Annotated in this window: 23 protein-coding genes; 13 read left to right on the top strand and 10 right to left on the bottom strand. The window is 71.8% G+C overall.

Features of this window, described 5'->3' with window-relative positions:
• Window positions 1-4 precede the first annotated feature (4 nt).
• From ASF44_RS09185 to ASF44_RS09160, 6 genes are all read right to left on the bottom strand, one after another.
• The gene (locus ASF44_RS09185; protein ID WP_056898915.1) at window positions 5-916 is read right to left on the bottom strand and encodes a hypothetical protein; all 912 of its coding nucleotides are present in this window, start codon (window positions 914-916) and stop codon (window positions 5-7) included.
• Between the two features lie 32 nt (window positions 917-948).
• Window positions 949-1,977 carry an alpha/beta fold hydrolase gene (locus ASF44_RS09180; RefSeq protein WP_056898914.1) on the bottom strand — a complete coding sequence of 343 codons (1,029 nt, stop codon included), beginning with the start codon at window positions 1,975-1,977 and terminating at the stop codon, window positions 949-951.
• Complete coding sequence (locus tag ASF44_RS09175; RefSeq protein WP_056898913.1) at window positions 1,968-3,164, bottom strand: FAD-dependent monooxygenase; 1,197 nt, start codon at window positions 3,162-3,164, stop codon at window positions 1,968-1,970. Before ASF44_RS09175 ends, ASF44_RS09180 begins: the two co-directional genes overlap by 10 nt.
• On the bottom strand, window positions 3,161-3,520 hold the full coding sequence (locus ASF44_RS09170) for a hypothetical protein (protein ID WP_056898912.1): 360 nt from the start codon (window positions 3,518-3,520) through the stop codon (window positions 3,161-3,163). The genes ASF44_RS09175 and ASF44_RS09170 overlap by 4 nt, the downstream gene beginning before the upstream one ends.
• A complete protein-coding gene (locus tag ASF44_RS09165; protein ID WP_200930584.1) occupies window positions 3,517-4,704 on the bottom strand; it encodes a class I SAM-dependent methyltransferase in 1,188 nt (395 codons plus the stop codon). The genes ASF44_RS09170 and ASF44_RS09165 overlap by 4 nt, the downstream gene beginning before the upstream one ends.
• A 130-nt stretch (window positions 4,705-4,834) precedes the next feature.
• Window positions 4,835-6,289, bottom strand: a complete 1,455-nt coding sequence (locus ASF44_RS09160) for an NAD(P)/FAD-dependent oxidoreductase (protein ID WP_056898910.1) — start codon at window positions 6,287-6,289, stop codon at window positions 4,835-4,837.
• A 275-nt stretch (window positions 6,290-6,564) separates the two neighbouring features.
• Between ASF44_RS09160 and ASF44_RS09155 the strand changes: the two genes are divergently transcribed.
• The 3 genes from ASF44_RS09155 to ASF44_RS09145 are packed head-to-tail and all read left to right on the top strand — an operon-like array spanning window position 6,565 to window position 10,367.
• A complete protein-coding gene (locus tag ASF44_RS09155) occupies window positions 6,565-8,163 on the top strand; it encodes an FAD-binding oxidoreductase (protein ID WP_056898909.1) in 1,599 nt (532 codons plus the stop codon).
• A gap of 52 nt (window positions 8,164-8,215) precedes the next feature.
• Complete coding sequence (locus tag ASF44_RS09150) at window positions 8,216-9,493, top strand: MFS transporter (RefSeq protein ID WP_082524625.1); 1,278 nt, start codon at window positions 8,216-8,218, stop codon at window positions 9,491-9,493.
• 58 nt (window positions 9,494-9,551) lie between these two features.
• Complete coding sequence (locus ASF44_RS09145; RefSeq protein ID WP_056898907.1) at window positions 9,552-10,367, top strand: helix-turn-helix domain-containing protein; 816 nt, start codon at window positions 9,552-9,554, stop codon at window positions 10,365-10,367.
• Window positions 10,368-10,418: 51 nt separating this feature from the next.
• Here the strand turns inward: ASF44_RS09145 and ASF44_RS09140 are convergent, their stop codons facing one another.
• Window positions 10,419-11,246 carry a helix-turn-helix domain-containing protein gene (locus tag ASF44_RS09140; RefSeq protein ID WP_156374413.1) on the bottom strand — a complete coding sequence of 276 codons (828 nt, stop codon included), beginning with the start codon at window positions 11,244-11,246 and terminating at the stop codon, window positions 10,419-10,421.
• A gap of 402 nt (window positions 11,247-11,648) precedes the next feature.
• On the opposite strand from ASF44_RS09140, the gene ASF44_RS09135 reads away from it, so the two are divergent.
• The 10 genes from ASF44_RS09135 (at window position 11,649) to ASF44_RS09090 (ending at window position 23,622) form a co-directional block, all read left to right on the top strand.
• On the top strand, window positions 11,649-12,323 hold the full coding sequence (locus tag ASF44_RS09135; protein WP_056898905.1) for a hypothetical protein: 675 nt from the start codon (window positions 11,649-11,651) through the stop codon (window positions 12,321-12,323).
• Between the two features lie 76 nt (window positions 12,324-12,399).
• Window positions 12,400-13,242, top strand: coding sequence for a MotA/TolQ/ExbB proton channel family protein (locus ASF44_RS09130; protein WP_056898904.1), 843 nt, complete (start codon window positions 12,400-12,402; stop codon window positions 13,240-13,242).
• Window positions 13,243-13,267: 25 nt separating this feature from the next.
• Window positions 13,268-13,693 (top strand): biopolymer transporter ExbD, encoded by a 426-nt coding sequence (locus ASF44_RS09125; protein ID WP_056898903.1) that lies wholly within the window; start codon window positions 13,268-13,270, stop codon window positions 13,691-13,693.
• Window positions 13,694-13,708: 15 nt separating this feature from the next.
• A complete protein-coding gene (locus ASF44_RS09120) occupies window positions 13,709-14,140 on the top strand; it encodes a biopolymer transporter ExbD (RefSeq protein ID WP_200930583.1) in 432 nt (143 codons plus the stop codon).
• 10 nt (window positions 14,141-14,150) lie between these two features.
• The gene (locus tag ASF44_RS09115; protein WP_056898901.1) at window positions 14,151-15,398 is read left to right on the top strand and encodes a hypothetical protein; all 1,248 of its coding nucleotides are present in this window, start codon (window positions 14,151-14,153) and stop codon (window positions 15,396-15,398) included.
• A gap of 88 nt (window positions 15,399-15,486) precedes the next feature.
• Window positions 15,487-17,547 (top strand): hydantoinase/oxoprolinase family protein, encoded by a 2,061-nt coding sequence (locus tag ASF44_RS09110; RefSeq protein WP_056898900.1) that lies wholly within the window; start codon window positions 15,487-15,489, stop codon window positions 17,545-17,547.
• A gap of 22 nt (window positions 17,548-17,569) precedes the next feature.
• Window positions 17,570-19,465 carry a hydantoinase B/oxoprolinase family protein gene (locus ASF44_RS09105; protein WP_056898899.1) on the top strand — a complete coding sequence of 632 codons (1,896 nt, stop codon included), beginning with the start codon at window positions 17,570-17,572 and terminating at the stop codon, window positions 19,463-19,465.
• Entirely contained in the window at window positions 19,462-21,645 is a 2,184-nt protein-coding gene (locus ASF44_RS09100; RefSeq protein ID WP_082524631.1) for a molybdopterin cofactor-binding domain-containing protein, read from the top strand. Before ASF44_RS09105 ends, ASF44_RS09100 begins: the two co-directional genes overlap by 4 nt.
• 74 nt (window positions 21,646-21,719) lie before the next feature.
• Window positions 21,720-22,745, top strand: a complete 1,026-nt coding sequence (locus tag ASF44_RS09095) for an NAD(P)-dependent alcohol dehydrogenase (RefSeq protein WP_200930582.1) — start codon at window positions 21,720-21,722, stop codon at window positions 22,743-22,745.
• Window positions 22,746-22,941: 196 nt separating this feature from the next.
• Window positions 22,942-23,622 carry a hypothetical protein gene (locus tag ASF44_RS09090; protein WP_056898897.1) on the top strand — a complete coding sequence of 227 codons (681 nt, stop codon included), beginning with the start codon at window positions 22,942-22,944 and terminating at the stop codon, window positions 23,620-23,622.
• A 63-nt stretch (window positions 23,623-23,685) separates the two neighbouring features.
• Here the strand turns inward: ASF44_RS09090 and ASF44_RS09085 are convergent, their stop codons facing one another.
• The 3 genes from ASF44_RS09085 to ASF44_RS09075 form a co-directional block, all read right to left on the bottom strand.
• Window positions 23,686-24,810, bottom strand: a complete 1,125-nt coding sequence (locus ASF44_RS09085; RefSeq protein WP_056898896.1) for a zinc-dependent alcohol dehydrogenase family protein — start codon at window positions 24,808-24,810, stop codon at window positions 23,686-23,688.
• Between the two features lie 114 nt (window positions 24,811-24,924).
• A complete protein-coding gene (locus ASF44_RS09080) occupies window positions 24,925-25,398 on the bottom strand; it encodes a (2Fe-2S)-binding protein (RefSeq protein ID WP_056898895.1) in 474 nt (157 codons plus the stop codon).
• Window positions 25,399-25,414: 16 nt separating this feature from the next.
• Window positions 25,415-26,641: an MFS transporter gene (locus tag ASF44_RS09075; protein ID WP_162243796.1), complete on the bottom strand. Its 1,227-nt coding sequence runs from the start codon at window positions 26,639-26,641 to the stop codon at window positions 25,415-25,417.
• Window positions 26,642-26,812: the final 171 nt, after the last annotated feature.

The raw sequence follows: 26,812 nt of genomic DNA, 5'->3' as shown, positions 1-26,812 counted from the left end.
GCGTTCAGGCCTTGGGCGCAATGTGTTCGTGGTGGTGTTCGGCGTACCAGGTCGCGATCTCCTCGCGCGTGGTGAACCACACCCCGGGCAGCGTCTTGGCGAACGCCAGGAACTCGCGCAGCGCGCTGATGCGGTAGGCCCGCCCGCTCACGTGCGGGTGCAGGCCCACGTTCATGATGCGGCCGGTCCTGGCGCCCTCGTCGTGCAGCACGCGCAGCTCTTCGATCAGCACGTCGCGGTACTCGGCCGTGGTGTGCCCGCGCCGCGTCAGCAGCGTGAAGTCGTTGATCTCGTTGGAGTAGGGCGTGGAGACGATGGGGCCCGCCGGCGTCTGCACCAGGTAGGGCTGGTCGTCGTTCATGAGGTCGCAATAGAACTTCAGGCCCTTGGCGGCCAGGATGTCCGCCGTGTTCAGCGTGCCGCGCAGCGAGGACGACAGCCAGCCCTGCGCCTTGCGCCCGCAGACCTCCTCGTACACCTGCAGCGTGCGCTCGATCACGGCGCGCTCGGCCGCCGCATCGCCGGCGAACTTGGTCAGCAGTTCGCCCTGCTCGTAGTTGTGCGCGATCACCTCGCAGCCGCGCGCAAGCGCCGCATCGACCATGGCGCGCCGGCGCAGCCCGGTCACCGCGTTCATGGTCACGGCAGGCTTCACGCCCATCTCGTCGAACAGGTCGTACAGCCGCCACACGCCCACGCGTTGGCCGTACTCGCGCCAGCTGTAGTTCGGGAAGTCGGGCACGTTGCCGGGCAGCGTGTCGGGCAGGATGGCCGGGCCGCCGGCGTAGTAGGGCTGGTCGGTGTCCTTGATCAGGTCCCAGGTCTCCAGGTTGATCGTGAGGAACAGCGCGACGCGCTTGCCGCCGGGCCAGCGCAGCGGCTGGCGTTCGGGCAGGGGGACGTAGTCATAGTGCATGGGAACTCCTGGAGGTGGGGGCGCGCCGGTGCTCAGGGCTGCGCGCGGCACGCAGCGCCGGTGGGCAACTGGTCGAGAAAGGCTTGCGCATCGGCCGCGCTCTTCGCGGCCTGGTCGACGATCAGCAGGTGGCCGGCATCGGGGTAGACCACGCGCCTGGCGCTGCAGGCGTTCTTGACGGCTGCCACGAAGGCATCGGCGGTGGCCGGGTCCAGTGCCTTGTTGCCGCCGCCCCAGAGCACCAGCGTGGGGGCGCGCACATGGGCCAGGATGCGCACCGGGTCGCCGCGCTCGTACAGCCTGCGCCCGGCCTGCGCTTCTTCCAGGCGGCCGACCATGTTCGTGAACGCCAGCTTGCGCTCCACCATGGCCGGCGTGATCAAGGCCTGGTCGACCAGCACGTGCCGCAGGTTGACCTCGATGTCGGAGGCCAGGATCACCGGGTCCGAGAAGATGTTGGCGGCGGACGGCGCGGCCGGCGTTGGCGGAGCGGCCGGGGCCGGCGCCTGCGGGCCCGGCAGGGATCCGGTGGCGATCTGCGTGGGGCGCCTGCCGTACTCGATGCCGGCCGAGTTGGCCAGGATCAGCGCCGTCACGCGCTCGGTGCGCGTGGCCGCGTAGCGGAAGGCCAGCATCCCGCCATAGGAGGTGCCGGCCAGCGCGAAGCGCCCGGCGCCCACCTGGTCCATGAAGCCGTCGATCAGCGACAGCATGCGGTCCGGCGAGTAGTTGCCGCTCTTGAGCGGGCCGGTGAGCCCGAACGAGGGCAGGTCCAGCCGCAGCACGCGGTAGCGCCTGGAGAGCACGGCCGCCCAGCCGTCCCAGTCGGCCAGGTCGCCCAGCGTGCCATGCACCAGCAGCACAGCCGGGCCGCTGCCCTCGTCCTTGTAGTGCAGGTTGACGCCGTCCACGTCGATGAAGCGCGACTGCGCGTCGGCGAAGCGGGCGATGACGGATTCGCGGCTCAGCGTGCGGGTGGTCTCGGCAGCCTGGCCCGGCAGGCTGGCGCCGGCCAGCGCCAGGCACAGGGCGGCCGTTCGGATGCAGTGGCTCAGGCGCATGTGGGCTCCTGTTCGTCCAGCGGCGTCGTCGCCGCATCGAAGTCGAACTCCATGAAGTCGTCGCGTGGCACCGGTGCGTCCGGGGCGGCGGTCACCAGGTGGTTGTGGATGCGCAGGCCGTGGGCGTCGGCACGCGTGGCCGTGTTGCTGGCGCGCGCATGGCGCAGCTTCTCGTAGCGCGCCAGGGCGTCCACCACGTCGGGACCGTGCACCAGCGCGCGCGCCATCAGCACGCCGTCTTCGATGGCCATGGCCGCGCCCTGGCCCAGGAAGGGCAGCATCGGATGCGCCGCGTCGCCCACCAGGCTGACGCGGCCCTGCTGCCAGCGCGGCAGCGCCGCACGGCCGAACAGGCCCCACTTGAACGCGCCGGCGCGGCACAGGCCTTCGATCATGTCGTCGGCCTCGGCGTGCCAGCCGGCAAAGTGCGCGCGCAATTCGTCCGCGTCGGCCGGCAGCGACCAACCCTCCTCGGCCCACCCGTCCACCGCCGCGAAGGCCACGACGTTGACGGCGCTCTGGCCCCGCACGCGGTAGCGCAGCATGGTGCGGCGCGGGCCGAGGAACACGGCCGTGTCCGGCGACAGGTCGGGGTTGCGCAGCGAGTCGGTCGGCACCACGCCGCGCCAGGCCACGTAGCCCGTGAACTGCGGCGCACCGTCGTCGTACAGCGCGGCGCGCACGGCCGAGCGCACACCGTCGGCGCCGACTAGGCAGGCACCCGTGAAGTGGCCGGCAGTTGTTTGCACCGTCACGCTGCCTGCGTCCTGCTGCAGGCCCTGCACGCGGGCGCCGAGCTGCAGCGCGTCGGGGTCCAGGCGCTGCAGTGCATCGACCAGCACCGTGTGCAGGTCCGCGCGCAGCAGCTGCAGGTAGGGGCTGCCCCAGCGCTGCTCCATCTCGCGGCCCATCGCATAGCCGGTCAGCTCCTCGCCGGTGCGGTAGTGCTTCATGGCGGCGCGCTGCGGCCAGTTGGCGGCGGCGCGCAGGGCCTCGCCCACGCCCAGGCTGTCCAGGGCGCGCGTGGCGTTGGGCGCGAGCGAGACCGCCGCCCCCACTTCGCGCAGTTCTGCGGCCTGCTCCAGCACGCGCACCGCAACGCCCGCGCGCAGCAGGCCGATGGCGGTGCACAGGCCGGCGATGCCGGCGCCGGCGATGAGCACCGGTTCCTTGGGGATGCTGCTCATGCCTGCGCCGTCTCGTCGATCACGCCGTCGTAGCGCTGCTTGCTGTCCTGCTGCTTCAGCTCGTGCGCGTCCTTGCGCACCAGGTGGTACAGCCGCTCGAAGAGCTGCTGGCGCCGCAGTTCGCGCGCGTCCAGCGCGGCCTGGTCCAGCACCAGCTGCTCGATGTCCTGCGCCAGGTCGATGCCGCGCCGGGCCGCCACGCGTTCGATGGCGTCGACGCGGTCGCGCAGCACGCTGAGCTCCTGCGCCAGCACGATGACCATGGACACCGCGTCGTCCATGCCGGCCGTGGCGTAGAAGCGGGGCCGCTTGCCGCGGGCGAAGCGTGCGGGGGCCGGCGTCTTCGGGGTGCTCATGCCTGCACCGCCTTGCGTGCCACCAGCACTTCCCACCCGCCGCCGGGGGCGAATTCGCCCGCCGTGAACTCGCGTTCGGCGACCGAGCTGGTCGCGTCCTGCGTGTAGCCTGCCGCACCCGCGGCGGTCGACTCGAGGATGGCCATGGGCGCCGTGGCAAAGGCCACGCTGTCGGCCGGAAAGCCCGCGTCGATGGCCAGCTGCACCTGGTCGATCTCGCGCATCGCGCCCCAGAAGGGCTCGTTGTTGTACCAGGTCTCGTTGTCCAGGATGAACTGTGTGAAGGGGCTCATGAGGTCGAAGGGGGGCAGGTCGGCATGGATCGCGTAGCCGCCCGGCGACAGCAGCCGGTGGCATTCGCGCACGATGCGCGGCATGGCCTTGCCGCTGGTCTCGTGCAGCAGGATGTGGCTGACGATGAGGTCGAAGTGGCCGTCCGCGAAGTCGGTCTGTTCGGCGTTCATCTGCGCGAAGTTGACCTCCACGCCCAGCGCCGCGGCGCGCGCGTGGGCGTAGCGGATGCAGGGCCCGCCCACGTCGATGCCCCAGACCTCGGCATCGGGGAACAGCGTCTTGTAGGGCAGCGTGGAGTGGCCCACCGTGCAGCCCATGTCCAGGATGCGGCGCGGCTTGAAGCCCGGCAGCTGGCGCTGCACGTAGTTGCAGACCGAGCGGCCCATGTCGTCGTTGAGCGGCCCGGCGAAGCCCATGCCGTACAGGTAGGCGCCGCGGTCGTACAGCGCGGCCACGCTCACGTCGCCGGGCGCCACCTCGCTGGCGTAGCCGCCGGGCATGCAGTGGATGTCCAGCGCCGTCACATAGCGCGGCGGCACGAAGTCCGGGTCCATGCGCAGTTCGGCGCGCGTCGTGGCCGACCAGTGGCGCGCGCCCTCGATCAGCGCGGGCAGCTGGCGCTCGACCGGGTCGATCACCGCGTTCCACATCAGTTCCTGCGCGATGCGGTTCAAGGCGGCGTAGTGCTGGAAGTAGGGGTCGGGCTCCATCACCTGGCGGATCTCGCGGCGGTCCGTGGGGGCGCGGCCGTGCTCCGCCTCGAAGGCCCGGGCGGCGCGCTGGGTGAACACCGGCGCGAGCCCCGGCAGCAGGCCCTGTTGCACGAACTGCTTCAGGCTCTTGGCGAACTCCTGGCGCGCGGCCTCGTCGTGGTTGGATACGGGCAGCATCGGATGCGATGCCTGCTGGAAGGTGTTGAGCACTCGTACTCCTGGTTCTGGTCGAAATGACTTTAGGGGGGCGGGCCCGCGGCGGCGGTGGTGGATTGCGGTGCTGGTCGCCTGCCGAACAGCGCGCCCCTCAGCCGGGGCCCACGTCCTCCAGCACGCGCATGGCGGCGGCCTCGGCCGACTCGCAGGCGGCCTCCAGGCCCGCGTGCAGCTTGGCGCAGTGCTCGCCCGCGAAGTACAGCGCGCCCACGGGCCTGGCCAGCAGCGCCTCGTAGCGGCCGATGTCGCCCGGCGCGAAGCTGGCCACGTGGCCGCGCGCGAAGGGTTGCGTGGTCCAGTTGTGCACGTGCGTGACGCGCACCGCGCCGGCCGTGGCGGGGCGCAGCCGGGCCAGCTCGCGCAGCACGAACTCGCCCACGGCGGCATGCGGCAGCCGGTCCAGCGCATCGGTGGCCTCGCCGTTGATGAACGCGACGAACTGGTGGTGGACGCTGCCCTCGGCACGCAGCGGCAGCACGCGCTCGATCGGGCCGTCGGACCACAGTTCGGGCGCCATGCCGTCGCGCTCCCAGAACGGCGCGTTCGCCTCCATGAACACCTGCAGCAGCTGCCCGTAGCGGATGGCGCGCCAGGCCTGGCGTTGCTGCGCCGGCACCTGCACGCCGCCCGTGCCCTCCACCCGCACCCCGCGCAGCACCGACAGCGGAATGGTGCTGATGCAGGCGCGCGCGCGGTGCGTGCTGCCGTCCTGGCAATGCACCGCCACGCCGTGCGGCCCGGTCTCGATCCGGTGCACGATGCGCCGCAGCTGCACCGGGCGCTGCAGCGAGGCGGCCATCGCGTCGGTCAGCGCGCTGGTGCCGCCGCGGACCTTGCTGGTGCGGCCCGCCTTGGCCTCCCAGCGGTAGTAGTTGGTCTTGCGCAGCGTGTCCAGCGCGTTGGCCTCGTCCAGGTTGCGCGCGGTGACGTTGACGTTGAACAGGCGCAGGGCTTCGTCGGACGCGCCCTGCTGCTGCAGGTACGTGCGCAGCGACATGTTGTCCAGCGCTGCGAATTCGGGCTTGAGCCAGTCCGTCAGCTCCACCAGCGGCGACCGGGCGCCGATGTAGCGGCCGTACAGCTGCAGCGGCAGCAGCGCGCGCTCGTTCGGCGCCAGCCGGTTCAGCGGCGAGGTGGCCCAGGGCCGGTTGGCGGCGGGCTGGCCGTAGACGCTCAGGGCCGCGGCGCTGCCGCCCATGAGGGAGGGGCCGCCGGTGCCGGGTTCGTACAGCTCCACGCCCAGTTCGGCCGCGTTGCCGCGCACCCGGCCATAGCCGAAACCCACCTCGGCCGCGCCGAATTCGGGGCGGCCCGGCACGTCCGCGCCGGTCCAGCAGCGCCCGCCCACGCGTGCGCTGGCTTCCAGCACCGTCACCTGCAGGCCCGCGCCCTGCAGCATGCGGGCCGCGTGCAGGCCGGCGATGCCGGCGCCCAGCACCAGCACGTCGGCCGGGGCCGGTGTCGCCAGCGCGGCGGCGGAGCGCCCGGCAAGGGCTGCGGCGCCCAGTGCCAGCGCGGCCCGCCGCGTCCATCCATGTTCTGCCATCACTGCTCCCTTGCCCGCGTGGGGCGGCTGCCATCCATGGCGCCGAGCAGCGCCAGTCCGGCCGCAGTGAACCACCGCGCGGCGGTGCACGCATGTCGGCCTGGCGCCGTGTTCGCGCAGCGGTCAGGTGGTGGCGGGGGTCCTCGCGGTGCGAACACCGGCGCCGGCGCAGTGGCCCGCGATCGCGGCCGCGGTTAGCGTGCGGTCCAGTTGCAGGCCGGTGCCGGCCTGCGTTCCCCAACCCCGCACCGTGCCGCCCGCCGGGCACCGAGCCGATGAATGCACTTGCCCAATGCGAGCTGGAGCTCGCCTCGTCCGTCCCCTGCGGCGGCGACCTGGTCCCGCAGCTGCGCGCTGCCGTGGGCGCCGATGGCGTGGTCACCGATGCCGCGCAACTGGCGGTGCTGGCGCACGACGTCTACCGCCAGGGCGGCCGTCCGCAGGCCGCCGTGCGCCCGCGCAGCGTCGCCGCGCTGCAGCAGGCGGTGCGCGCCTGCGCTGCCGCCGGCGTGGCGATGGTGCCGCGCGGCGGTGGCGCGTCCTACACCGACGGCTACCTGCTGCAGGCCGGTGGCCATGTGCTGTTCGACCTGGGCGGGCTGGACAGCATCGAGGTCGACGTCCCGAACGCGGTGGTCACCGTCGGCGCCGGCGTCACCTGGGCCGCGCTGCGCACGCGGCTGGCCGAGCACGGCCTGCGCACGCCGTTCTGGGGCCCGTTCTCCGGCCTGGTGGCCAGCATCGGCGGCAGCGTGAGCCAGAACGCGCTGAGCCATGGCAGCGCCAGCCACGGCATCTCGGCGCAGTCGGTGCTGTCGGTCGACGTGGTGCTGGCCTCGGGCGAGCTGCTGCGCACCGGCATCAGCACGGCCACGCGCCACTACGGCCCCGACCTCACCGGCCTGTTCACGGGCGACTGCGGCGCGCTGGGCATGAAGGCGGCCATCCGGCTGCCGCTGGTCGCGGCGCGCAGCCAGTTCGAGGCGCTGTCGTTCGCGTTCCCGGATTTCGCCAGCTTCCACGCCTGCCTGCGCCTGGCGGCGCTGGAGGGCCTGGAGGACGAGAGCTTCGGCCTGGACAGGGCGCTGTCGCAGGGCCAGATCGGCAAGCAGGAGGGCCTGGGCTCCAGGCTGCGCATCGCGGCCAAGGTGTTCGGCGCGGCGCCGAGCGCGCTGGCCGGCGTGCGCCAGCTGCTGCGCATGCTGGCGGCCGGCGACAGGGTGCTGGCCAGCGGTGCCTACATGGCGCACTTCATCGTCGAGGGCGCGAGCGCGGCCGAGGCCCGTGCCAAGGCGCAGCGGCTGCGCACGCTGGCACTGGCGCGCGGCCAGGAGATCGCCAACAGCGTGCCCGGCTTCGTGCGGGCGATGCCGTTCGCGCCGCTGACCAACATCCTCGGGCCGAACGGCGAACGCTGGGTGCCGGTGCATGGCATCCTGCCGCACGCCAGCGTGCCGGCCTTCCATGCCGCGCTGCTGGCCCTGCAGGCGCAACGCCGCGCCGAGATGGAGCGCCTGGGCGTGTGGCTCGGCACGATGTTTGCAACCGTGTCCTCCACCGGGTTGCTGTACGAGATCGCGTTGTACTGGCCCGAAGCGCCGGCCACGTACCACGAGGCCGTGCTCGGTGCAGAGCACCTGCGGCAGGTTTCGGCGCACCTGCCGAACGCGCCGGCTTCGGCCCTGGCCGCCGACCTCAAGCAGGCGCTGGTCGGTCTGTTCGCAGCCCATGGCGCAGCCCATTTCCAGATCGGCCGCGCCTACCCCTTCGCCGAACGGCTGGACCCGCAGGCCCTCGTGTTGCTGCGCGCGCTCAAGGCCCAGCTCGATCCGCACCATCTCATGAACCCGGGCGCCTTGGGCCTGCAGGCGTGAGGCCTGTCTTTCCGCTTGCGCACCACTTCCGAGCACCACACCGAGACCTCCCATGCAGCAACCCTCTTTGGCCACCAGCCGTCCCGCCGAGCGCACAACCGAGGTGCATGCGGTGCACGACGGCATCGGTGAATTCCGCCGGGCAGGCGCCTGGCGCGTGGTGCTCGCCGCCTGGCTGGGCGTGGCCCTGGGGCTGACCGCGCTGCCGTTCTACACGCTGGGCATCTTCGCCAAGCCGCTGGCGGCCGAGTTCGGCTGGTCGCGCTCCGTGATCCAGAGCGGCTTCACGTTCTCGATGCTGGGCGTGATGTGCAGTGCCTGGGCGGCGGGCTGGCTGATCGACCGCTTCGGCGTGCGCCCGGTCGCGCTGGCCAGCCAGGCCGGCCTGGCGCTGGGCTTCCTGGGCCTGGCCGCGCAGACCGGCTCGACCACGCTGTGGCAGGCCAACTGGTTCCTCTTCGCGGTGCTGGGCGTGGCCACCACGCCGCTGGCCTGGTCGCGCGGCATCGCCTCCTGGTTCGTGCAGCGCCGTGGCCTGGCGCTGGGCGTGGCGCTCAGTGGCACCGGGGTGACGGCGCTGGTCGCGCCGCCGCTGCTCAACGGCGTGGTCGCTGCCCACGGCTGGCGCATGGGCTACGTGGCGATGGCGCTGTCCATCTTGCTGGTGGCGATGCCGGCGGTCTGGCTGCTGTTCCGCGAAAAGCCGGGTGCAGCGGCCCGGCCGGGCGCGTCGCCCCAGGGCGAAGGCCTGACGCTGGCCGAGGCCCTGCGCACGCGCCACTTCTGGCTGCTGCTGCTCGGTTTCTGGGCCATCTGCCTGGCGGTGGCCGGGCTCATTCCCAACCTGGTGCCGCTGCTGACCGATGGCGGCATGCCCGTGGCCGAGGCCGTGGGCTATGCCAGCCTGCTGGGCCTGAACGTGATGCTGGGCCGCCTGCTGGCCGGCTGGCTGCTGGACCGCTTCTGGGGCCCGGCCGTGGCGCTGGCGTTGCTGATGCCGCCGACCGTGGCCTGCGTGTTGCTGGCCTACGGGCAGTACCCGGGCCTGGCAGTGGCGCTGATCGGCCTGGCCGGCGGTGCCGAGTTCGACCTCATCGCCTACCTGTGCCTGCGTTACTTCGGCACGCGCAACTACGGGCAGATCTACGCCTGGCAGTGGACCGGCTTCTCGCTGGCTTCCGGCATCGGCCCGATGGCGTTCGGGCTCGTCTATGATTTCAAGGGCAGCTACCACGATGCGCTGCTGGCCTCGGCCATGCTGCTCGTGATCGGCCCCTTGCTGCTGCTGGGCCTGGGGCGTTACCCCAGTGCCTTCAAGGCATCGCACTGAACGCTCCGGCGTCCGGACACCGCAGGGGCCGCGGTGCCGCCGAACGAACGACGGACCCATGGCAGACCGCGACGAGATCAAGTCACTCAAGAAGGCGCTGCGCGCCATCACCTTCCTGAACCAGCACGGCGACAGCACCGTGTCGCAGGTGGCGCAAGGCATCGCGGTGCCGCGCGCCACGGCCTACCGGCTGCTGCACACGCTGGCCGGCGAAGGCTATGTGGACAAGCTGCCGGGCAGCGACATCTACCGCCTCACCAGCCTGGTGCGCGGGCTGGCGGCGGGCTTTCGCGACGAAGACCTGCTCATCGAGATCGCCCGGCCGCTGCTGGCCGAAGCCCAGCGCGAGCTGGGCTGGTCGATCGCGCTGAGCACCCCGCGCGGCACCGAGATGGTGGTGCGGCTCAACACCGACCACGACTCGCCGCTGGCGCTGATCCGTTACGGCGTGGGCGCCTCGCTGCCCATCCTGCTGTCCACCTGCGGCTACTGCTACCTGGCCCATTGCGGCCCGGCGGAGCGCGAGTCCATCGTCAACGAGGGCCTGGCATCGGCCAACCCGGACAACCCCGTGCGCTTCGACCGCGAGCAGGTGCGCGACCTGGTGGCGCGCGTGCACGACGACGGGTTCTGCCACCTGGAGTTCGACCACTACCGCGAGGGCAACCTGGGCGTGCCGCTGCTGCTGGCGGGCCGGCCCGTGGGCGGCATCGTGATGCGCTACATCAAGTCCACCATGCGCAACACCGACCGGCTGCGCGCTTCGTACGCGCCACGGCTGCAGCGCCTGGCGCACGAGATCGCCGCGCGGCACCCGGCGCAGATCGCCTACGAGCAGCGCGCCGCCGGGGAGCCGGTGCCCGCGGCGTTCTGAGCCCGCGGCGCGGCGCGCCACGGCCGCTGCGAACGCGGCGTTCGCAACCGCTCAATGCATCGCGAGTTCGGCGGTGCGTGCGGGCACGGGCTGCACCATGTAGGCCGGCGGCGCCAGCGCGTCGTCGGACAGCCGTTGCGCCGCGTCCTTCAGGTCGTCGGCGTAGCGGCGCACCGCTTCGGCCATCGGCAGTGCCGAGGCGAAGAACACCAGCGACAGCGCGCCCACCACCTCGCCATGGTCGAACAGCGGCACCGCGATCGACGAGGTCTTGCCGGGCACCTGCGCGTGCGGGTTGCGTTCCCAGGTGGCGTAGCCGTTGTCGCGGATGTTCTGCACCAGCTTCTCGGACTTGAACATGTCCAGCAGCGGCGAGCGCCGCTCGTACGCCTCCAGGCCCTCCAGCAGCGCGATGCGCTTGTGCGAGGGCGCATGCGCCAGGAAGGCGTGGCCCGACGCGGACTCCAGCAGCGGCAGGCAGAAGCCCGGCGCGTAGTTCCAGAAGGTCAGCGAGCTCAGCGAGTGCGTGGAATCGCGCACCACCATGCTGCGGCCCACGTGCGTGGTCAGCGAGATGGGCCAGGAATGCTTGCGCGTGAGCTCCACCATGCGCGGGCGCAACGCGTCGACCAGGCTGCCCTGGTCGGCATAGCCCTGGGCCAGCGACTGCACCAGCGCGGTGACGCGGTAGCGCTTGCAGCTGGCCTCGCAGACCACCAGGCCTTCGTGCATCAGCGTCTGGATGATGCGGAACGTCGTCGGGTAGGGCAGGTCCACGGCCTTGGAGATCTCCATCACGGTGAGCCAGTCGCCACGGTTGATGGCCTGCAGGACGGCGATGCTGCGGCTGACGGAACGGATGGGAACGCTTCTTTCCATGGTGGGCACCTCGAGAAACAAACAAAACACTTGCTGAAATCTGCCGTGGCATCGGTTTGGGGCGGGCCGCGGATCGTGCGGATGGTCGAGCAAGCGGTATGCCGAAAGCCTGCGGAAAACCCTGCGCCCGCGGGACTGCCCGCATTGCGGGCAGGCGCTGCGTGTGAGCGGCCACGCCCCTGGCCGGTGGCCGTGTTCACCAGTCGAGGTCGCGCGCAAATGCTTTTGCGGCAGACCGGGCGCGCTGCGAAAAATGGCCGCAACCGCCATCCAGACCCGTGTGCAGCGCGAGCGCCACCGGACCCGGGAGGCCCTTGATCAGCAAACGGGCGTCGCTACCACCATGCACCAGACATCCATCCCGCACCGACCGAACTCCACACCGCTGAAGCAGGGGGCCGCATGAACTTCACGCAGGAAAAGCAGGGCGCCTCGCGCTTCACCGGGATCGGCATCGTCGTGCTGATCCACCTGCTGATCGGCTGGGCCCTGGCCAGCGGCCTGGCGCGCAAGGCCGTCGAGGCCGTGGCCGGCCCCATCGACGTGAAGGTGGTGGAGGAGCAGGTCAAGCCGCCGCCGCCGCCCGAGCGCATCGTGCCGCCGCCACCCGACATGAAGGCCCCGCCGCCGCCATTCGTGCCGCCGCCCGAAGTGCAGGTCGCCGCGCCGCCGCCGCCCAATGCCATCCAGGCACCGGTGAGCGAGACGCCGCCCGCCGTGCGCGAGGTGGTGGCCGCCGCGCCCCCGGCACCGACGCCTGCGCCGGCACCGGCCCCGGTGCCCCCGCCACCCGTACCTGCACCGGCCAGGATCACCGCCGCCATGGTCTGCACGAAGATGGGCACGCCCGCCGTGCCCGACATCGAATGGACCGGCGACGCCACCTTCCGCGTGCTGGCCACGGTGAAGTCCGGCCGCGTCAGCGCCGTCGAGGTCAGGAGCGCGCAGATGCGTGGCGCCAGCGACCGCAAGGCCCAGCGCGAGCTCATCGCGGCCATCACGCAGACGCTGCAGCGCACCTACGAGTGCCCGGGCGAGCACGTGTTCGAACAGGAGTTCAAGTTCCGCATCGAATAAACGCAGCCCCACCCGTTCCCATCGATCCCCCACCGCCACCGGTCCCTCCATCCCCACCTGCGCAGGAGTTGATTCCATGACCTCTCGTCTCCCCGGCCTGTTGGCCGCCATCGCCCTCGTTGCCGCCTTCGCGGCCTCCCCGTTGTCGGCCCATGCCCAGGCGGCCGACACCACCGCAGCGCCCGCCGCCGCGGTGCAGGCCGCCGAGGCGCCCGCCGATGCAGCCGCGCCTGCCGCCGCCGCGCCTGCCGACAACCCCTACGGCCTGAAGGCCATGATCAGCCACGGCGATGCCGTCTCCAAGGGCGTGCTTGCGCTGCTGCTGATCATGTCCATGGGCAGCTGGTACATCCTCATGACCAAGCTGTGGGACACGCGCAAGCTGGCCGCCGAGGCCGACCGCGTGCGCGGCAGCTTCTTCAAGAACCCCACGCTGGCCGATGGCGTGAAGGGGCTGCAGGACGGCAGCGCATTCCGCTTCGTCGCGCAGTCCGCCATCGAGGCCTCCGAGCACCACGAGGGCACGCTGACCGAGCACATCGACCGCAGCAGCTGGGTCACGATGCAGGTCGACCGCGCCGTGGGCCAGGTCAACCGCCGCGTGCAGGGCGGCCTGGGCTTCCTGGCCACCGTGGGCTCCACCTCGCCCTTCATCGGCCTGTTCGGCACGGTGTGGGGCATCCTGCAGGCGCTGACCGCCATCGGCGTGGCCGGCCAGGCGTCCATCGACAAGGTCGCCGGCCCGGTGGGCGAGGCGCTGATCATGACGGCCATCGGCCTGGGCGTGGCGGTGCCGGCGGTGCTGGGCTACAACTGGCTGGTCAACCGCAACAAGTCCGTGATGGACGAGGTGCGCACCTTCGCAGCCGACCTGCACGGCGTGCTGATGGGCGCGGCCATCCGCGCGCCCAAGGCCTGAGCGGCCGCGTTCTGGAGCACCCACCATGGGCATGAACGTCGGTTCCTCCGCTGAAGACGATGTGGTCTCCACCATCAACACCACGCCCCTGGTGGACGTGATGCTGGTGCTGCTGATCATCTTCCTCATCACCATCCCCGTGGCCACGCAGACGATGACGGTGTCCTTGCCCAAGGAGACCAACGTCGTGCGCCAGACCAAGCCCGAGAACATCGAGCTGTCGGTCACCCAGGGCGGCGAGGTGTACTGGAACACCACGCTGGTGCCCGACACCGAGGCGCTGGTGGCGCGGCTCAAGACCGAGTCGGTCAAGAACCCGCAGCCCGAGGTGCACATCCGCGGCGACAGCAAGGCGCGCTACGAATCGGTCGGCCGCGTGATGGTGGCCAGCCAGCGCGCCGGCATCGCCAAGATCAGTTTCGTCACCGAGCCTCCGGCGCGCGGTGGCTGAGCCAGGGAGCACGACATGGGAATGAACGTAGGCAGCGCATCCGGGAGCAGCGAGCCCGAGGTGATGCTCGATGTCAACACGACGCCGCTGATCGACGTGATGCTGGTGCTGCTGGTGATGCTGATCATCACCATCCCGATCCAGCTGCACTCGGTGAACCTGGACATGCCTTCCGGCAAGCCGCCACCGCCCACCAAGGAGCCGGTGGTGCACGAGCTGTTCATCGACTTCGACGGCGTCATGAGCTGGGACCGGGTGGCACTGCCCAACCACGCCGCCGTCGAGGCCAAGCTGGCCGAAGTGGCCGCGCAGGGCGACCAGGACGAGGTGCACATCAAGCCCAACAAGCTGGTCGAGTACAGCCACGTGGCCTCCGTCATGGCGGCCGCCCAGCGGCTGGGCGTCAAGAAGATGGGCATGGTCGGCAACGAACAGTTCATCGACTAGGAGAACGCACATGAAGCGCAAGACCCTTGCCGCGCTGGCCATCGGTGCCGCGGCCCTCGTCCTGGGCAATGCACCACAGGGCGGCCCCGGACTGTCGGCGGCCGTCGCACAGGCGGTGTCGCTGAGGCCCGCCGTCGGCAAACCGCTGCAGGAGGCCGCCGCCCTGATCAAGGCCGGCAAGCATCGCGAGGCGCTGGCCAAGCTGCGCGAGGCCGACGCCGTGGCTGGCCGCACGGCAGCCGAGAACAACGTGATCGAGGGCACGCGCTTCTCGGCCGCGATGGGCGCCGGAGATGCCGACGCGATGGCGCGCGCCTTCGAGGTGCTCAGGCCGACCCTTTCCGGTGCACAGCAGCTGCAGTACGCCGAGGCCGTGGCCGGCACCTACCTGCGCGCCAACCAGCCGGCCAAGGCGCTGGAATGGGCCAACCAGTACTTCGCGGCCGGCGGCACCAGCGCCGCCATGAAGACCGTGCAGCAGCAGGCGCAGTTCAAGTCCGGCGACATGGCCGCGGTGCTGAAGGACGCGCTGGCCGCCGTGCAGGCCGACGAGAAGGCCGGCCGCGTGCCCGCGCAGGACAGGCTCAACCTGCTGCTCTACGCCGCGCAGAAGCAGAAGGACGCGGCCAGCGAGGCCTTCGCCATCGAACGCCTGCTGATCCACCACCCGCGCCCCGAGCTGTGGACCCAGGTGCTGGCCGAGCTGCCGCGGCGCAAGGGCTTCTCGCCGCGCCTGGGCCTGGACGTCTACCGCCTGAAGATGGCCACCGGCAACCTGCGCGGCGCGCCCGACTACATGGAGATGGCCCAGCTTGCCGCGCAGGCCGGCTACCCCGAAGAGGGCCGCATGGTGGTCGAGAAGGGCCTGGCCGCCAACGTGCTCGGCCAGGGCAACGAAGGCCCGCGCCACAAGCGCCTGCTGGACCTGATGGTGCAGCGCGTGGCCGAGGCCAGGGCTGGCCAGGCGGCAGCGGTGCAGGCCGCACGCGACGCCAAGGACGGCGATGCGCTGGTGGCGCTCGGCCTGGTGCAGGTGCTGCGCGGCGCCAGCGCCGACGGCCTGCAGCTGGTGCAGGCGGGCATGTCCAAGGGCCAGTTCAAGCGGCCCGACGACACGCGGCTGCTGCAGGGCCTGGCCTGGTTCACGGCCGGCGACCTGGACAAGGCCAACGCGGCCTGGCGCAGCGTGCGCGGCACCGATGGCGCGGCCGACCTGGCGCGCCTGTGGACCGTCCACGCGCGCAGCGTGAAGAAGTAAGCGCGCCGGGCGGGCGCGTACGCCCGTCCGCCTGCACATTCGTTTCCCCCCATCGTCCGCGAGCGGACGCCTTGCTGGAGCTTTCTCAATGGCCTATCGCCTGGGTGTGGACGTCGGTGGCACGTTCACCGACCTCTTGTTGTTCAACGATGCAAACGGCCAATGCTGGCGCCACAAGACGCCGTCGACGCCGCACGATTCCTCCGAGGGGATCATCACCGGCGTGAAGGCCGTCTGCGAGAAGGCCAACATCGCCGCCAGCCAGATCGACGTGTTCCTGCACGGCACCACGGTGGCCACCAACGCGGTGCTCGAAGGCAAGGGCGCACGCGTGGGCCTGGTGGTGACCGAGGGCTACCGGCAGATGATGCAGGTGGCGCGCTCGCTCGTGCCCGGCGGCCTGGCCGCCTGGATCGTCTGGCCCAAGCCCGAGCCGCTGGCCAGGCTGGAAGACACGGTGGAGGTCAAGGGCCGGCTGGACGCCAGCGGCCGCGAGCTGCGCCCCCTGGACGATGCCGACATCCGCGCCCAGCTGCAGGCCTTGAGGTCGCGCGGGATCGAGGCGCTGACCATCTCGCTCATGAACGCCTATGTGAACGGCGCGCACGAGCGCCGCGTGGCCGAGCTGGCGGCCGAGCTCATGCCGGACGTGCCGGTCTCGCTCTCGCACGTCGTGCTGCCCGAGATGCAGGAGTACGAGCGCACGCTGACCACCGTGGCCAATGCCTCGGTGCGCCCCATCGTGAGCCGCTACGTGCGCAACCTGCGCACGCGGTTGCGCGAACTGGGCATGCAGGGCCGCCTCTCGCTGCTGCGTTCGGACGGCGGGCTGATGTCGTCCGAGGCCTCGGAGGAAAAGCCCGTGTCGCTGCTGATGTCGGGCCCTGCCGGCGGCGTGACCGGCGCGCTGTGGGTGGCGAAGAACGCAGGCCTCAAGAACATCCTCACGCTGGACGTGGGCGGCACCTCGACCGACGTGGCGCTGATCGAGAACGGCGAGCCGCGCCTGGTGCGCACCACCGACGTGGGCCACCTCACGGTGCGCGTGTCGGCACTGGACGTGAAGACGGTGGGCGCAGGCGGCGGCTCCATCGCCAAGATCCCTGAGCTCACCAAGGCATTGCGCGTGGGCCCCGAATCGGCCGGCGCCGTGCCCGGCCCCGTGGCCTACAGCCGCGGCGGCACGGTGGCCACCGTGACCGATGCCAACGTGGTGCTGGGCTACCTGCCCGAGAACCTTTTGGGCGGCGCGTTCAAGCTCGACCGCGAAGGCGCGCGTGCGGCCGTGCAGAAGATCGCCGACGACCTGGGCGTGGACCTCTACGACGCGGCGCGCGGCATCATCGACATCGTCAACGAGAACATGTTCGGCGCGCTGCGCATGATTTCGGTGCAGCAGGGCTACGACCCGCGCGACTTCGCGCTGATGGGCTTCGGCGGTGCCGGCCCGCTGCATGTGAACGCCGTGGCCAGGCTCATGAACGCGTGGCCGGCGGTCTCGCCGGTGTCGCCGGGCGTGCTGTGCGCGCTGGGCGACGCCACCACGCGCATGCGCACCGAGACGGCGCGCTCGTTCTCGCAGCTGGTCTCGCGCAGCAGCGATGCGCAGGTGCTCGAGGTGCTGCAGACCATGCGCGACCAGGTGCAGCAATCCCTGCTGGACGAGGGCGTTCCGCTGGCGGACATCGAACTGCGCTTCGAGGCCGACATGCGCTATGCCGGCCAGGCCTTCGAGGTGCCGCTGCCGGTGGCGCTGGACGACTTCGTCGCGGGCACCGGCCTGGCCGGTCTGAACGCTACCTTCCACGACGCACACCAGCGCCTGTTCACGTTCAGCATGGACACCGAGACCGAACTCGTGAACCTGCGCGCCGTGGCGCTGGGCAAGTCGCTGGACCTGCCCGCGCTGGAACTGCCGCGCGGCGACGGCAACCCCATCGCGGCCAAGCTGCGCGACCACCAGATGTGGGCCACGGGCGGCTTCGTGCCGGGCGTGATCTACGAGCGCGCCAAGCTGCGCGCCGGCGACGTGATCCCCGGCCCGGCCGTGGTCTGCGAGATGGACTCGACCACCGTCATCCTGGCCGCGCACGTCGGCACCGTGGACACCTTCGGCAACATCCTGATCAACCCGGCCCAGCCCGCCTGAACACCGGGGGAGAGAACACACCATGCCCGCACGCATCATCGAGACCGCCACCACGCCCCTGGGCAGCGCAACGGTCGATCCCATCACGCTCGACATCCTGGAGAACGCGCTGCGCAATGCGCGCGTGGAGATGGACGCCACCCTGTTCCGCACCGCGCTGTCGCCCGGCATCCGCGAGCAGGGCGACGCCTTTCCGCTGATCGCCGACCGCCATGGCCGCATGGTCGTGGGCCAGTTCGGCTCGTTCATCGACGGCTTCCTGCGCAACTACGACGGCGACATCGAGGACGGCGATGTCATCTTCCTGAACGACCCCTACTCGTGCGAAGGCGCGATCAGCCACCTGAACGACCAGCTGGTGATCCTGCCGGTGTTTCGCAAGGGCCGGTTGATGGCCTGGGCCGCGATGTTCGGCCACATGACCGACGTGGGCGGCAAGGTGCCCGGCTCGCTGCCCACCGATGCCACCAGCATCTTCGAGGAAGGCTTCCGCCTGCCGCCGGTCAAGCTCTACCGCAAGGGCGTGCTGCAGGAAGACATCGTGCGCATCAACGTCAACCAGTCGCGCATGCCCGAATGGTGCAAGGCCGACCTGCACGCGCTGGTGGCCTCGTGCCGCGTGGCGGCGCGTCGCGTGGACGAGATGTGCGAGCGCTTCGGCGACGAGGTGTTCGATGCGGCCACGGCCGAACTGCTGGCGCGCAACCACCGTGCCATGAAGCACCTGATCGGCACGCAGATCGGCGAGACGCCGGTGTCGTTCGAGGACTACCTGTGCGACGACGGCCGCGGCTTCGGCCCGTTCAAGATCAAGTGCACGATGTGGCGCGAGGGCGAGCGCGTGGTCCTGGACTTCGCCGGCACCGACCCGCAGTCCAGCTCGTCGATCAACTACCTGCTCAACGAGAACATGTTCAAGATGTTCTTCGGCATCTACATGATCATGGTGTTCGACCCGCAGATCCTGTTCAACGACGGCTTCTACGACCTCGTGGACGTGCGCATCCCCGAGGGCTCGCTGCTCAAGCCCAAGTTCCCGGCCGCGCTGAGCTGCCGCACCCATGCGCTGGGCCGCATCTTCGACGTGCTGGGCGCGCTGCTGGGCCAGAAGACGCCGGAGTTCCTGTGCGCGGCCGGCTTCTCGTCCAGCCCGCACTTGATGTTCTCGGGCCACCGCGCGCGCGAGGACGGCCAGGGCCAGGGCGACTGGTTCCAGCTGTTCCAGATCGGCTTCGGCGGCATCCCGGGCCGCCCGTTCGGCGACGGCGCCGACGGCCACTCGCTGTGGCCCGGCTTCACCAACGTGCCCAACGAGTTCCTGGAGCGCTACTTCCCGATGGTGATCGAGCGCTACGAGACCGTGCCCGATTCGGGCGGCGCCGGCAAGTTCCGCGGCGGCAACGGCATCCTCATGACCTACCGCTTCACCGAAGCCGGCCACATCTCGATCCACGACGACCGCTGGTTCATCCCGCCGTGGGGCGTGAACGGCGGCCAGCCGGCCCAGCGCTCGTGGAAGACGCTGGAGCGCGTGGACGGCAGCCAGCAGTCGCTGCCGGCCAAGTGCGACGCCATCGCGGTGCAGGCCGGCGACCAGCTGCACTTCGTGACCTGGGGCGCGGGCGGCTGGGGCGACCCGCTGGAGCGCGATGCCGAACTCGTGGCGCTGGAGGTGCGGCGCGGCCTGGTCACGGCCCAGGGCGCGCGCAGCTACGGCGTGTGCATCGGCGCCGAAGGCACGGTGGACGCCGCCGCCACCGCCGCGCTGCGTGCTGACCTGCGCGCCAGCCGCGCACCGCTGGCCGTGTTCGACCGCGGCCGCGAGATCGCCGTGCTGCGCGAGCGCTGCCTGGAGGAGACCGGCCTGCCGGCACCGCGCCAGCCCGTGTGGCCGGGACGCGCGAGCGCAGCGGCATGACGGCCGACCGCAGCGCCGGCACCGGCGTCCCGGACGCGGTGCTGCGGACCACGCGCCGCGGGTTCATCGCACTGGCCGGCGCCGGGCTGGTGCTGGGGCTGCCGCCGGCGGAGGCCGCCGCCGTGGGTGCGGATGCGGGCGAGGGCCTGGCCCAGCCCTTCGTGCGCATCGCACCCAGCGGCGAGGTCACCGTCCTCGTCAAGCACCTGGAGATGGGCCAGGGCATCGCCAACGGCCTGGCCACGATCCTCGCCGAGGAGCTGGACGCCGACTGGAGCCGCGTGCGCACCGAGCCCGCGCCGTTCGACCCGCCGCGCTACAAGCACACGCTGTTCGGCTGGCAGACCACGGGCGGCTCGACCTCGGTGTCCAACAGCTGGCAGCAGCTGCGCGAGGCCGGCGCCGTGGCGCGCGCCATGCTGCTGCAGGCGGCCGCCGAGCGCTGGGGCGTGCCGGTGCAGGCGCTGACCGCGCACCGTGGGCGCGTGCTGCACGGCGCCAGCGGGCGGGCGGCCGGCTATGGCGAACTGGCCGACGCGGCTGCGCGCCTGCCGGTGCCGGCCGGCGTGCCGCTCAAGCCGCGCGCGGCCTACGCGCTGGTCGGCCGCGAACGGCCGCGCACCGGTGCCGCGGAACTGGCGCGCGGCGCCGTGCCCTACGGCATCGACGTGCAGCGCCCCGGGCAGCTGGTGGCCGTGCTGCTGCGCCCGCCGCGCTTCGGCGCCAGCGTGCGCAGCGTGGACGCCAGCGCCGCCCTGGCCGCGCCCGGCGTGCGCGCCGTGCACAGGCTGCCGCAGGGCGTGGCGGTGGTGGCCGACGGCACCTGGCAGGCGCTGCAGGCGCGCGATCGGCTGCAGGTGGCGTGGGACGATGCGCAGGCCGAGCAGCGCTCCACCGCCGAACTGCAGGCCGAGTTCCGGCGCCTGGCCACGGCCGGTGCGCCCGGCGTGGACGCCCTGGTGCGCGGCGACGCCGCCCAGGCCCTGGCGGCTGCCGCCACCGTGCTGTCGGCCGATTTCGAGCTGCCCTACCTGGCGCACCAGCCGATGGAGCCCATGGCCGCCGTGGGCCAGTGGCAGGACGGCCGCTGCGACATCTGGGCCGGCTGCCAGAACCCCAGCGCCGACCACGCCGCCCTGGTGCGCATCCTGGGCCTGCCGCCCGCCAGCGTGGTGCTGCACCTGCTGCCCTCGGGCGGCAGCTTCGGCCGGCGCGCAACCTTCTCGGCCGACTGGATCGGCGAGCTGGCAGCGCTGCTGCGCGCGCAACAGGCCCGGGGCGACACGCGCCCCGTCAAGCTGATGTGGACGCGCACCGACGAAATCCAGAGCGGCTACTACCGCCCGATGAACCTGCACCGCCTGCGCGCCGGCCTCGACGCCCAGGGCCGGCTGGTGGCGGTGGAGCAGACCATCGTGGCGCAGTCCTTCTCGCCCAGCATGGCGCGGCCGGGCTCGCCGATGCGGCCCGATCCCTTCGTCACCGAAGGCCACCTGGCCGAGCGCTACACGGTGCCGCACGTGCGCCTGCGCTGGGTGCGGCCCGACGTGGGCGTGTCCGTGCACACCTACCGCGCGCTGGGCTACAACCACACCACCTTCAGCAAGGAAGTGCTGATGGACGAGCTGGCCGCCGCGGCCGGCCAGGACGCGCTGGCCTTCCGGCTGGCGCACCTGGACGGGCAGCCGCGCCTGGCCGCTGCGCTGCGTCTGGCCGCCGCGCATGCAGGCTGGGGCCGGCCCTTGCCCGCCGGCCGCGCCCTGGGCCTGGCGGTGCAGGAGGCCTACCGCACGGTGGTGGCCCAGGTCGCGCAGGTGCGCATCGAGGGCACCCGGATCGTGGTGGAGCGCGTGGTCTGCGCGGTGGATTGCGGGCTGGTCATCAACCCCGGCACGCTGCGCGCCCAGATGGAGGGCGGCATCGCGTTCGGCCTCAGTGCCGTGCTGCACAGCGAGGTGACGCTGGACGCCGGCCGCGTGCAGCAGGGCAACTTCCACGATGCGCCGGTGCTGCGCCTGCCCGAGATGCCGCAGGTGGAGGTGCTCAGCATCGCCAGCGACGCCGCGCCCACCGGCATCGGCGAGCCGGGAAGCGTGCCCATCCTCGCGGCCGTGGCCAACGCCGTGGCGCGGCTGACCGGCAAGCCGGTGCGCAGCCTGCCGATCCGGCTGGCTGCCTGATCTCCCGCCGCGCCATACCGCCTCCTGCTCCGGGAGGGGGTGGCGCGCGCCCATTTCCTTCGGAACTATCGACGATGACCATTCCCGCCTTCGAGATCGGCAGCCAGCAAGGCCTGGCCAGCCTGCGCCCCGTGATGCGGCCGCAATCCCGGCCTGGCCGCGGCCAGGCCCTGGTGCGCATGCGCGCCGCCTGCCTGAACCACCGCGACCTGCTGGTGCTGCACGGCCGCTACGGCCCGCTGCGCGCGGCCGGGCGGGTGCCGCTGTCCGACGGCGTGGGCGAGGTGCTCGCGCTCGGCGAAGGCTGCACCGGCCCGGCCGTCGGCACGCGCGTCGTCTGCCCGCACTTCGTGGGTTGGCTGGACGGCGACTTCGATCCCGCCGTGTTCGGCGCCGACCTGGGCACCTCGCTGGACGGCTGGCTGGCCGGCCAGGTGGAAGTGCCGGCCGCTGCGCTGGTGCCCGTGCCCGATGCGCTGTCCGACGCGCAGGCCGCGCCCCTGTGCGCGGCCGGCCTCACGGCCTGGCATGCGCTGGTGGAGTTCGGCCGCGTGCGGGCCGGCGACCTGGTGCTCACGCTGGGCACGGGCGGCGTGTCCATGTTCGCGCTGCAGCTGGCCAGGCTGCACGGCGCGCGCGTGGCCATCACCTCCTCCAGCGATGCCAAGCTGGCGCAGGCCCGCGCGCTGGGTGCCGAGATCACGGTGAACTACACCACCCACCCCGACTGGGCCGCCGCGCTGCTGCGCGCCAGCGGCGGCCAGGGCGCCGACATCGTGCTGGAGACGGGCGGCCTGGCCACGCTGGGCGCCTCGCTCGACGCGGCGGCGCCGAACGCGCGCATCGCCCTCATCGGCGCGCTGGGCGGCTACGGCGCCACGCAGCTGCCGAACGTCACCACGCTGGTGCTCAAGAACATCGTGCTCAAGGGCATCGCGTCGGGCAGCCGCGCGATGCTGCAGCGGCTCGTGCGCGCGGCGGCCACGGGCGGGCTCGTGCCCGTGATCGACCGCAGCTTCGCGTTCGACGAGGCGCCCGCGGCCTATGCCCACCTGCAGTCCGCAGCGCACCTGGGCAAGGTGTTGGTCCGCGGCATCTGAGCCGCTGGATCCGGGGCGGCTCCCGGGGTGCGGCGGCGCGGCGATTCACAGGCCGAACAGCCGCCATCCCCGGCCGGCGCGGCGCTGGCGCAGCGCGGATCATCCGGGCCGATGGCGGCGGCCCGCTCACGGTGAACTGGCCGGCCACGCATGTCGAGGCGCCCTGCGTCCTCATCCTTGAACTGAGAGCAATCGAATGGAAATCAGCGAACTGGCCGTGCTGCGATGGGTGCACATCGTCTGCATGGTGTACTGGCTCGGCGGCGAGTGGGGCATCTTCAACACCTCCGTCAACATCGTGAACCGCAGGCTGCCGATGGAAGAGCGGCGCCGCCACATGGAGACGGCCTACCGCATCGACATCCTGGCGCGCTCGGGCATCATCCTGCTGCTGCCGCTGGGCATGCACATGGGGCACTTCTGGGGCACGCAGCCCTTCGGCGGCGGCTGGCTCGTGGCCATGTGGGTGCTGGCCGCGCTGTGGCTGGGCCTGTGCCTGTCGGCCTTCTTTTGCCGCGAGAGCGACCTGGGCATCCGCCTGACCAAGATCGACGAGCGCGTGCGGTTCGTGCTGATCCCGCTGCTGGTGGTCTGCGCCGTCGGCTCGCTGCTGGGCCATGGCCCGTTCATGGCCGAGCCGGGCCAGCGCTGGTTCTCCGCCAAGATCCTGATGTACTCGGGCACGCTGGTGATCGGCCTGTACCTGCGCTTCGTGATGCGCGAGTGGACCATGATGTTCCGCGAGCTGGCCAAGGGCCCGAACCCCAAGGTGGAGGCCACGCTCGAGCGCTCGCTGCGCCTGAGCCGCTTCACGGCCTACTGCTACTGGGCGATCATCCTGAGCATCGCGTTCCTGGGGGCGGTCAAGCCGTTCTGAGGGGGCGACGGCCCGGCCGACCAGGCGCAGCGCTCGCTGCGCCTTTTTCGTTGTGCGGCCTGTTCAGAACACGACGACCTGGCGCACCGCCTCGCCACGGTGCAACCGGTCGAAGCCTTCGTTGATCTGCTCCAGCGGCAGCGTGCCGCTCAGCAACCGGTCCACCGGCAGGCGGCCCTGCAGGTACAGCGCGATGTAGCGCGGCACGTCGCGCGAGGGCACGCAGGTGCCGATGTAGCTGCCCTTGAGCGTGCGCTCCTCGGCCACCAGGTTGACCACCGGCAGCGCGAACCGGGCGGCGGGGCCGGGCAGGCCGGCCGTGACGGTGTTGCCGCCGCGGCGCGTGACCTGGTAGGCCAGTTCCAGCGCACGGATGGCGCCGGCGAACTCGAAGGCATGCTCCACGCCGCCGCCGCTCATCGCGCGCACCAGGGCCTCGGCGTCCGGCTGCGCCGCGTTGACGGTGTGCGTGGCGCCCAGCGCGCGCGCCTGCTCCAGCTTGGCGTCCGACAGGTCGACCGCGATGATCTGCCGCGCGCCGGCCGCGTGCGCGCCCAGGATGGCGGCCAGGCCCACGCCGCCCAGGCCGACCACGGCCACACTCTCGCCGGCGCGCACCTGCGCCGTGTTGACGACGGCGCCCACGCCGGTCAGCACCGCGCAGCCGAACAGCGCGGCATGTTCCAGCGGCACGCGCGGGTCGATCTTGACGAGGGAGTTGCGGTCGACGGTGGCGTACTCGGCGAACACCGAGCAGCCCAGGTGGTGGTGCAGCGGCTGGCCGTCCAGCGCCAGCCGGCGGCCACCGCCGAGCAGTGTGCCGGCGCCGTTGGCCGCCGCGCCGGGCTCGCACAGCGCGGGCCGGCCTTCGGCGCAGGGCGCGCAGTGCCCGCAGCTCGGCACGAACACCACGACCACGTGGTCGCCCGGTGCCAGATCGTGCACGCCTTCGCCCACCTGCTGCACCACGCCGGCGGCCTCGTGGCCCAGCGCCATCGGCAGGGGCCGCGGCCGGTCGCCGTTGACGACCGACAGGTCGGAATGGCACAGGCCGGCGGCCGCGATGCGGACCAGCACCTCGCCGCGCTGCGGGCCGGCGAGTTCGACCGTCTCGATGCGCAGCGGGCGGCTGTCGGCGTAGGGGGGCTGCGCGCCCATGGCGCGCAGCACGGCGGCTTTGGTCTTCATCGCGTGTCTTTCATGGAGGGCTGGAAAAGGAGTGGCACGCGCGGGCGCACCGCGCCGCGCGCACGGCGCAGCGACGCAGGGCCTGCGGCATGGCGCCGCGGTGCGGGCGGGGGGTCAGGCCAGCGTGGCGGCCGCGTCGGCCACGGCAGCGCGGATGCGCCCATAGCTGCCGCAACGGCACAGGTTGCCGGCCATCGCCGCGTCGATCTCGACGCCGCTCGGCAGGTGCCCTTGCGGCAAGCCCTTGAGGAAGGCCGTGGCGGTCATGATCTGGCCGGCCTGGCAGTAGCCGCACTGGGCCACGTCGTGCCGCACCCAGGCGGCATGGATGGCCGAGCCCACCGGGTCCTGGCCGCCGGTGACGGCCTCCACGGTCGTGAGCTCGTGGCCCGCCACGGTGGCCAGCGAGGTCACGCAGCCGCGCGTCGGCTGGCCGTCCAGGTGCACGGTGCAGGCACCGCACAGGCCGGCACCACAGCCGAACTTGGTTCCGGTCAGGCCCAGCTTGTCGCGCAGGACCCAGAGGATGGGCGTGGCCGGGTCGGCGTCGACCTGCTTCTCCTGCCCGTTGACATGCAAGCGCACCATGGCGTGTTCCTCGGCGTCAGCGCGGTGCGAAGCTGCGGTAGCGGCCCAGCGCCAGCATGGAGCAGGCGCTCACGACCAGGGCGATGCCCGAGGCCGTGAGCATCTGGGCGTACGAGCCGGTGCGGTCGAAGCTCCAGCCGAACACGGCCGGCCCGAGGCCGGCGCCCAGCGCGAAGCAGCAGTACAGCAGCGAATAGACCTGGGTGTAGGCCCGCATGCCGAAGTAGCGCGCCACCAGGAAGGCCAGCAGGTCGTATTCCACGCCCACCGCGAAGCCGATGAGGCCGATGGACAGCAGCGCGCCGGCGTAGCTGAGCTGCCCCGAGGCGAGGATCCAGCAGGCGATGCCGGGGATGCTCATGATCACCATCGCCACGCCCGGTGCCCAGAAGCGGTCGATCAGCCAGCCACCCACGAGCCGCCCGGTCAGCGCCGACAGGCCGATCATGGCGGTCAGCGCCAGGATGTCCGAGCGCACGAAGCCGCTGGTCTTGAGGATGTTCTCCATGTTGGGGATCGGGCCGCCCAGGGCGAAGGAGATCGGCACGAAGGCCAGGGCCAGCAGCCAGAAGCGCCAGTCGCGCAGCGTCTGCGCGAGCGTCAGGCCGGCCGGCAGCACGCCCGACGTGCCGCACTGCTGCGGATCGCCGTCGACGTTGCGGAACAGCCACCAGGCCACCGGCAGGGCGACCAGCAGCGGCAGCAGGCCCAGGCCCACATAGGCGCCGCGCCAGCCGAAGCTGGCGATCAGCCAGGCCGTGTAGGGCTTGGCGACCACGCCGAACAGCCCGGTGCCCGTGAGCGTGAGTCCCAGCGCCAGGCCCTTGCGCTGCTCGAACCAGGCGTTGACGCCGCGCGTCCAGGTGATGGGCAGCGTGCCCGCGCCCAGCACCGCGATGCCGACCCAGGTCAGGTAGTACAGCGTGAGCGAACCGTTGCCCAGCGCGAACGCCATGAACGACAGCGCGAACAGCAGCGTGGAACCCAGCGCCACCGTGCGCGTGCCCAGCCGCCCGGCCAGGAAGCCAGCCAGCGGCGCGGCCACCAGCGTGCTCAGTGTCATCACCGTGATGCCGAAGAACACCTGGCCGATGCCCCAGCCGAATTCGCGCGCCAGCTCGGGCGCCAGCACGCCGATGGTGTAGAACGGCAGCGGCGACAAGCCCAGCCCGACGCCCAGAAAGGCGGCCAGCACGATCGGCCATCCGCGCCGGAATTCGCCATATCCCACAGTCTTGTTCATGTTGCTTCCCATGCAGCTCGGCGCCCGAATGCCGGGCCGATGGCGCATGTTCGTGCGGCGCCGCGCGGATCGCGAAGGCGGGTGCGGCGGCTATCCGGCTTGCGAACAGCGGCGCTGCGCGCAGCGCATTGCACGGGCTGCGTCGCCTAGGCTGCGAACCCGTTGTTGTCT

This window comes from Pseudorhodoferax sp. Leaf274 (assembly GCF_001422445.1).
Lineage (GTDB): Bacteria > Pseudomonadota > Gammaproteobacteria > Burkholderiales > Burkholderiaceae_C > Pseudorhodoferax.
This window is presented reverse-complemented; position numbering and strand designations above follow the sequence as displayed.

Bases quoted from the DNA above. Each gene is read 5' to 3' on its own strand.
- ASF44_RS09185 (WP_056898915.1), bottom strand. From the start codon at position 916: ATGCACTATGACTACGTCCCCCTGCCCGAACGCCAGCCGCTGCGCTGG.
- ASF44_RS09180 (WP_056898914.1), bottom strand. From the start codon at position 1,977: ATGCGCCTGAGCCACTGCATCCGAACGGCCGCCCTGTGCCTGGCGCTG.
- ASF44_RS09175 (WP_056898913.1), bottom strand. From the start codon at position 3,164: ATGAGCAGCATCCCCAAGGAACCGGTGCTCATCGCCGGCGCCGGCATC.
- ASF44_RS09170 (WP_056898912.1), bottom strand. From the start codon at position 3,520: ATGAGCACCCCGAAGACGCCGGCCCCCGCACGCTTCGCCCGCGGCAAG.
- ASF44_RS09165 (WP_200930584.1), bottom strand. From the start codon at position 4,704: ATGCTGCCCGTATCCAACCACGACGAGGCCGCGCGCCAGGAGTTCGCC.
- ASF44_RS09160 (WP_056898910.1), bottom strand. From the start codon at position 6,289: ATGGCAGAACATGGATGGACGCGGCGGGCCGCGCTGGCACTGGGCGCC.
- ASF44_RS09155 (WP_056898909.1), top strand. From the start codon at position 6,565: ATGAATGCACTTGCCCAATGCGAGCTGGAGCTCGCCTCGTCCGTCCCC.
- ASF44_RS09150 (WP_082524625.1), top strand. From the start codon at position 8,216: ATGCAGCAACCCTCTTTGGCCACCAGCCGTCCCGCCGAGCGCACAACC.
- ASF44_RS09145 (WP_056898907.1), top strand. From the start codon at position 9,552: ATGGCAGACCGCGACGAGATCAAGTCACTCAAGAAGGCGCTGCGCGCC.
- ASF44_RS09140 (WP_156374413.1), bottom strand. From the start codon at position 11,246: ATGGAAAGAAGCGTTCCCATCCGTTCCGTCAGCCGCAGCATCGCCGTC.
- ASF44_RS09135 (WP_056898905.1), top strand. From the start codon at position 11,649: ATGAACTTCACGCAGGAAAAGCAGGGCGCCTCGCGCTTCACCGGGATC.
- ASF44_RS09130 (WP_056898904.1), top strand. From the start codon at position 12,400: ATGACCTCTCGTCTCCCCGGCCTGTTGGCCGCCATCGCCCTCGTTGCC.
- ASF44_RS09125 (WP_056898903.1), top strand. From the start codon at position 13,268: ATGGGCATGAACGTCGGTTCCTCCGCTGAAGACGATGTGGTCTCCACC.
- ASF44_RS09120 (WP_200930583.1), top strand. From the start codon at position 13,709: ATGGGAATGAACGTAGGCAGCGCATCCGGGAGCAGCGAGCCCGAGGTG.
- ASF44_RS09115 (WP_056898901.1), top strand. From the start codon at position 14,151: ATGAAGCGCAAGACCCTTGCCGCGCTGGCCATCGGTGCCGCGGCCCTC.
- ASF44_RS09110 (WP_056898900.1), top strand. From the start codon at position 15,487: ATGGCCTATCGCCTGGGTGTGGACGTCGGTGGCACGTTCACCGACCTC.
- ASF44_RS09105 (WP_056898899.1), top strand. From the start codon at position 17,570: ATGCCCGCACGCATCATCGAGACCGCCACCACGCCCCTGGGCAGCGCA.
- ASF44_RS09100 (WP_082524631.1), top strand. From the start codon at position 19,462: ATGACGGCCGACCGCAGCGCCGGCACCGGCGTCCCGGACGCGGTGCTG.
- ASF44_RS09095 (WP_200930582.1), top strand. From the start codon at position 21,720: ATGACCATTCCCGCCTTCGAGATCGGCAGCCAGCAAGGCCTGGCCAGC.
- ASF44_RS09090 (WP_056898897.1), top strand. From the start codon at position 22,942: ATGGAAATCAGCGAACTGGCCGTGCTGCGATGGGTGCACATCGTCTGC.
- ASF44_RS09085 (WP_056898896.1), bottom strand. From the start codon at position 24,810: ATGAAGACCAAAGCCGCCGTGCTGCGCGCCATGGGCGCGCAGCCCCCC.
- ASF44_RS09080 (WP_056898895.1), bottom strand. From the start codon at position 25,398: ATGGTGCGCTTGCATGTCAACGGGCAGGAGAAGCAGGTCGACGCCGAC.
- ASF44_RS09075 (WP_162243796.1), bottom strand. From the start codon at position 26,641: ATGAACAAGACTGTGGGATATGGCGAATTCCGGCGCGGATGGCCGATC.